The sequence below is a fragment of the Edaphobacter aggregans DSM 19364 genome, assembly GCF_000745965.1.
GTDB classification, from domain to species: Bacteria; Acidobacteriota; Terriglobia; order Terriglobales; family Acidobacteriaceae; genus Edaphobacter; species Edaphobacter aggregans.
On sequence record NZ_JQKI01000238.1, the window covers coordinates 1 to 5,172 of the forward strand.

At 60.9% G+C, this 5,172-nt stretch carries 6 protein-coding genes and 1 pseudogene; 5 read left to right on the forward strand and 2 right to left on the reverse strand.

Translation table 11 applies throughout. The annotated features are described in order from the left end of the window. Positions 1–157 precede the first annotated feature (157 nt). Positions 158–370, forward strand: coding sequence for a hypothetical protein (locus Q363_RS41610; protein WP_157467934.1), 213 nt, complete (start codon positions 158–160; stop codon positions 368–370). Between the two features lie 104 nt (positions 371–474). Further along, positions 475–1,230, forward strand: a complete 756-nt coding sequence (locus Q363_RS30410) for an ATP-binding protein (RefSeq protein WP_035358223.1) — start codon at positions 475–477, stop codon at positions 1,228–1,230. 186 nt (positions 1,231–1,416) lie between these two features. Here the strand turns inward: Q363_RS30410 and Q363_RS41615 are convergent, their stop codons facing one another. Beyond that, positions 1,417–1,590: a hypothetical protein gene (locus tag Q363_RS41615; RefSeq protein WP_157467937.1), complete on the reverse strand. Its 174-nt coding sequence runs from the start codon at positions 1,588–1,590 to the stop codon at positions 1,417–1,419. 173 nt (positions 1,591–1,763) lie between these two features. Between Q363_RS41615 and Q363_RS30415 the strand changes: the two genes are divergently transcribed. Both Q363_RS30415 and Q363_RS30420 read left to right on the forward strand, forming a co-directional pair. After that, the gene (locus Q363_RS30415; protein ID WP_084080934.1) at positions 1,764–2,369 is read left to right on the forward strand and encodes a DUF2393 family protein; all 606 of its coding nucleotides are present in this window, start codon (positions 1,764–1,766) and stop codon (positions 2,367–2,369) included. Between the two features lie 259 nt (positions 2,370–2,628). Further along, on the forward strand, positions 2,629–3,537 hold the full coding sequence (locus Q363_RS30420; RefSeq protein ID WP_035358226.1) for an OmpA family protein: 909 nt from the start codon (positions 2,629–2,631) through the stop codon (positions 3,535–3,537). Positions 3,538–3,730: 193 nt separating this feature from the next. On the opposite strand, the gene kdsA is transcribed toward Q363_RS30420, so the two are convergent. Next, a complete protein-coding gene (gene kdsA, locus Q363_RS30425; RefSeq protein ID WP_084080935.1) occupies positions 3,731–4,579 on the reverse strand; it encodes a 3-deoxy-8-phosphooctulonate synthase in 849 nt (282 codons plus the stop codon). 409 nt (positions 4,580–4,988) lie between these two features. Between kdsA and Q363_RS30430 the strand changes: the two are divergent. Then, positions 4,989–5,172: pseudogene (locus Q363_RS30430) on the forward strand (transposase); the annotation flags it as partial.

Consider the following 5,172-nt stretch of genomic DNA (forward strand, 5'->3'; position numbering starts at 1 on the left):
AACTCCTCTAGCCCGGGATGAAAATCGCAACCTATCATAAGCATGACGTTGGCTCCTTCCTCCACGCGGGAGCCCTGGCCTTTACCTGCCAAAAAGCTTAACCGCTGCCCATGGCCGGAGCCGACGTCGTTATGCAATCAAGATTTTTGGGCCTCCCTTGGCATTGGGTCGTTTCGTCCTTTGGGCTTCACTCCTGCCTTCGGCAGAGCGGTGCGCCGCTTTCGCGGCGGGCTTGATGGCCGGGCTGAAGCCCGGCCCTACCTCAGAAACAACAGCAACGGCAGCGACAACGGCAGCGACAACAGCAGCGGCAAACGGCAAAGGTCACAGCGAGGGCTACGGCAAGGTTTTCGATGGGCTGGCGGGATGAAAGCTTCCGTGCTTCCGGTCGAGCCCGGGCGGCGGTTTCCCTGTTTTGGGTCGGGATTCTCACAGGCGGTTTTGGGGGGTGGGTGCTGCGATACTAGAGGTTCGATGGCTGAGATTTGTCCGATATGCGAGGGTGCGGGGCTGCGGGTGGTGGAGCGTGATGGCCGGCGGTTTGCCCAGGAGTGCGTGTGCCGGGTGACGGAGCGCGCTGAGCGGCGGTTGCGGCGGGCGGGGATTCCGCGGCGGTATGAGCATTGCACTCTGGAGAGCTACGAGACGACCTTTCCTTCGTCGCATCGTTCGCTTGGCGCAGCGTTGCTGCGGGCCAAGAAATTTGTGGAGAGCTATCCGCTGGAGACGGACGGCACGGGGCTTCTGTTGACGGGGTCGATTGGGGTGGGGAAGACGCACCTGGCGGTGGGGATTCTGCAGGCGCTGGTGATGGAACGCGGGGCGACGGGGCTGTTCTATGACTATCGCGACCTGCTGAAGCAGGTGCAGAACAGCTACAACGCGCAGGTGAGGGAGACGGAGATGGAGGTGCTGCGGCCCGTCTTCGATGCCGAGGTGCTGGTGCTGGATGAGCTGGGCGCGGCGAAGCCGACCGACTGGGTGTGGGATACGGTGGCGCACATCCTGAATACTCGGTATAACGACCGGCGCACGACGATCATCACGACCAACTATGCGAATGCGGGGCCGCTGGGAGTGGGGGCCGGAGACGCGGTGCGGCTGCGCGAGGAGACGCTGGGGGACCGGATTGGCGAGCGCATGCGGTCGCGGCTGCAGGAGATGTGTGTGGTGGTGGAGATGCAGGGGGAGGATTTTCGGCAGAAGGTGAAGCGGGCTAGTTTTGCGTGAGGAGATGGGCTGCGGCGGGCCTTGGTAGAGAAGCGAGTTTCTCCGCTTCCTAGGACGATGAAACTGTCCTGCTCCGGTCGAAATGACAGGTCTTTGGGTTGCGCGAGCGGTCGAAATGACGCTTCGTAGAGTGCGGCGAAGGCAGGACGAGTGGGGCGAGGCAGGGCCACTAAGATCGCGGTGGGATTACCAGATGCTGGCGAGGAGGGCGACTCCGGCTGTGATGGCGGCGATCCGGTAGGCGTAGTCGGAGATGGTCGTGGTCCGGGGGACGGTCGCATCGCTCATCGCAGCGGCGGGCCGTGCCGGGGCGATGTTGCCGGTAGTTTTGTCGGTCCGGAAGCCGATTCGGGGAGTCATGGCTTTGTGCTCCTGGTTATAGAGCATATAGATGATGGTGAATGACGTGATGATGCACCAGAATGTTCCGTGATTGGATGAATTTCAGGCTAAGTTTGGGCCAGTGGAACTTTGCTGGATTCCTCATGAGCGGTTCGGTCGTGGTGCCGGGGAGAGGTATAAAATTTCGGCCTATGAGCGATCTGAAGCCAGACGAGGGAGTGGGCCGGCCGTCGGAGCCGGTGGAGGTTCAACGGGAGACGTCCGCATCGACATCACGGACGGGTGGGCCGGAGATATTTGTCCCTGCGGGGACTCCTCGGGGCGGTGGAATGCCGCTCTCGGCCTGGGTGGTGGCGGGCGTGGTGGTGCTGGCGATTCTTGCGGGCCTCGTGCTGGCGGGAAGGAAGAAGGCTCCTGTCATTACGGGAATTCAGCCTCCGGCGCCATATGCGGTGAATCTTCCGCTGTCGGGACTGCAGATGAGCGAGTCGACGAGCCTCTCGGGAGGGAAGTCGACGTTTATCGACGGAAAGATACGGAACGCTGGACCGACGACGGTCACGGGAGTGACGGTGCAGGTGCTGTTTCACAACGAGGAGCAGATGCCTCCCCAGGTGGAGACGGTGCCGATGATGCTGATCCGGACGCGCGAGCCGTATGTGGATACGCAGATGGTGAGCGCGGACCCGATCAAGCCGGGGGATGAGCGGGAGTTCCGGCTGATCTTCGAGTCGATTCCGGCGAACTGGAACATGCAGATGCCAGAGATCCACACCATTCGGGTGGACACGAAGTAGGCGGGCTCGGGGCGGGCCACGGTGGCTGAGGCGATGCGGAAAAAATGGCCGGGTGAGAGGGCAGTAATACTTACACGCGGGGCGGAAGATTTTGCGTGAGGGGTCCCAGTCCTCATGTTGAGAAAAAAACGGTCATTTCTGGCAAGACTATTGTTTTCAGTGCGGACGAGCGGTGATGTGAGTTTGGCACGGAAGATGCTCTAGTTACGGGTGTGCAGACGTCTGAAACGGCAGGCGTGGTGCATCAGGAGCGAATGACATGATGAAAACCGGAACGAAATTTGGTCTCTCTGTTGTCGTACTCAGCACAGCGATGAGTATGAGCGCGCTGGCGCAGTCCGCTACGCAGTCCAATCCGTCGGATCAAAACGCGGCTCCGGCATCGAGCCAGATGAGTGTCGATGACAAGTCGACGTATGCCACGGGAAAGCCGCTGGAGACACAGTCGAAGGAAGGCTTCTGGGGTAAGATGAACCCCTTGGCCCGCAAGAAGTGGGTACACAGGCAGGTGGATCCGATCAAGGATCGCACCAATGAGCTTGATCAGCTTCAGGCGAAGAATGCCAATGACATCCGCGACGTAGATTCTCGCGCGACGGCCGGAATCAACAAGGCCCAGAGCGCGGCGGATGTGGCCGATCAGAAAGCGGTGGACGCAGCCAACCGCGCCAACTCGGCGCAGCAGACAGCGACCAACGCCAGCAGCCGCGCTACTTCGCTGAACACGACGGTGAGCAACCTGGATCAGTACCAGGAGATCGCCTCGAGCTCGGTTCCGTTCGCTTCGGGACGCACGACGCTGGGCCCGAAGGCGAAGGCGGAGCTGGATGATGTGGCGACGAAGCTGGCCAACGAGAAGGGCTACATCGTCGAGGTTCAGGGCTACAGCCGCTCGGGTGTGCAGACCTCGCAGGCGATGGCCGACGCGGTGGTACGCTATCTTGTGACCGAGCATCAGGTACCGGTGTATCGCATCTATCGCACCGGCATGGGCAAGAACACGGCCAAAGCTGCGGATGGCGAGACGGCTGTCACCAACGGGGTTCGCGTGACGCTGCTGCATAACAGCCTTGCAACGATGAACTCAGATTCGGCGTCGAATGCTGTACCGGCGGCCCCAAAGACCTCCCCTGCGGGAGTGAGTGCACCACCAGAGAGCAATCAGTAGTTAGTAGCCCTCCCCCCAAAGGGCGGCATAGATCGAGCTAAAGCTGGTTCGATGCCGCCCGAAAGTTTAGTAAGTTTGTCGGGCAGTGGCAAAGATCACTCCCGCAATAGACTCTCCTAACCAGAGAGAACCAAGGCAGATTGGCCCCTCTAGTGAGGGGCCGTTTTTTTGGTGCGGAGAACCAAGGAAGGTACTAGGTATGATGCTGGGCGACTATGCTGTGGATGGCCAGGAGCTGCTCAAGCATGGACCTGAGGTGATTAAGGTGGAGGGCGTTGGCTCCGTCGGACTTGGCGTGCGGCGGGTCGTTGTGGACCTCGAGGAAGACACCGTCGACGCCTGCGGCCACGGCGGCGCGGGCGAGGACGGGGATGAACTCGGGCTGGCCGCCTGAGACGCCGTTGGCGGCGGAAGGTGTTTGGACAGAGTGAGTTCCGTCGAAGACGATGGGGGCGAAGGCTCGCATGATGGGGAGCGAGCGCATGTCGACGACGAGGTTGTTGTAGCCGAAGGAGGCTCCGCGCTCGGTGAGGGAGACGCGGGGGCAGCCGGACTCGCGGACCTTTTCGACGGCGTGGCGCATGTCGGCGGGGGCGACGAACTGGCCCTTCTTGACGTTGATGGCGCGGTTGTTGGCCTGGGCGGCCTGGGCGGCGGCGACGAGCAGGTCGGTCTGGCGGCAGAGGAAGGCGGGGATCTGGAGGACGTCGACGGATTCGGCGGCGACGCGGCAGCCCTCGGCGGTGTGGACGTCGGTGAGGACGGGAAGGCCGGTGGATTTGGCGATGGTACGGAGGATGCGCGTGCCTTCGACGAGGCCGGGGCCGCGGAAGCTGTGGATGGAGGTGCGGTTGGCTTTGTCGTAGCTGGCCTTGAAGATGTAAGGGATGCCGAGGTCGGAGGTGATGCGCTGGATGGAGTCGGCCATCATGCGGGCGTGGGGTTCGGACTCGATGACGCAGGGGCCGGCGATGAGGAAGAGCTTGCCGCGGCCGACGGAGAGGTTGCCGATGTCGAAGGGATGGTTGGTAGCGTTACTCACAAGGGATATTTGACCACGCGAAGAAAGGAATGGACAGCGGGGCTATCCGGAGTCCCGGGGAGTTCCAACTCAACCATGTACTAAACTGGCCTCCACATGGCCAGCCTACTCCGTCGTTGTCTCGCAATTCTCTTCTTCGTTGCGCTTTCATTCTGATCTTTCGGGCGAGTGGAAGACGATCTCTCCTACAGAGGCGAGTTACTGATCTGCCCGGCTAGATGTTCTTCGGTCCTGGCTTAAAACGCAGCCGACTACTACTACTGTGTTATAAAGTAGATTCCTCGATTTTATTATTCAAGCACCGTAAACTGTTGGGCAGTACGTTGAAGGAATGAGCGTTCGCCAACTGGATCTCTCGCGTCAAGGGGAACGGCTCCAGATTTATCTGGACGGCCTGACAGAATCTGCGGGACATGCCGATCGCATGATTCCCATCGAGAACTACATCAAGGGGCTCATGCTGCCGATTGAGCGCAAGAGCGTGGAGCCGATGGCAGCACGTCTGGCTCCCGGCAACGTACGTCAAATGCATCAGTCTTTGCATCACATCATTGCCGATGCGGCCTGGAGCGATGCTGCGCTTCTGAGGCAAG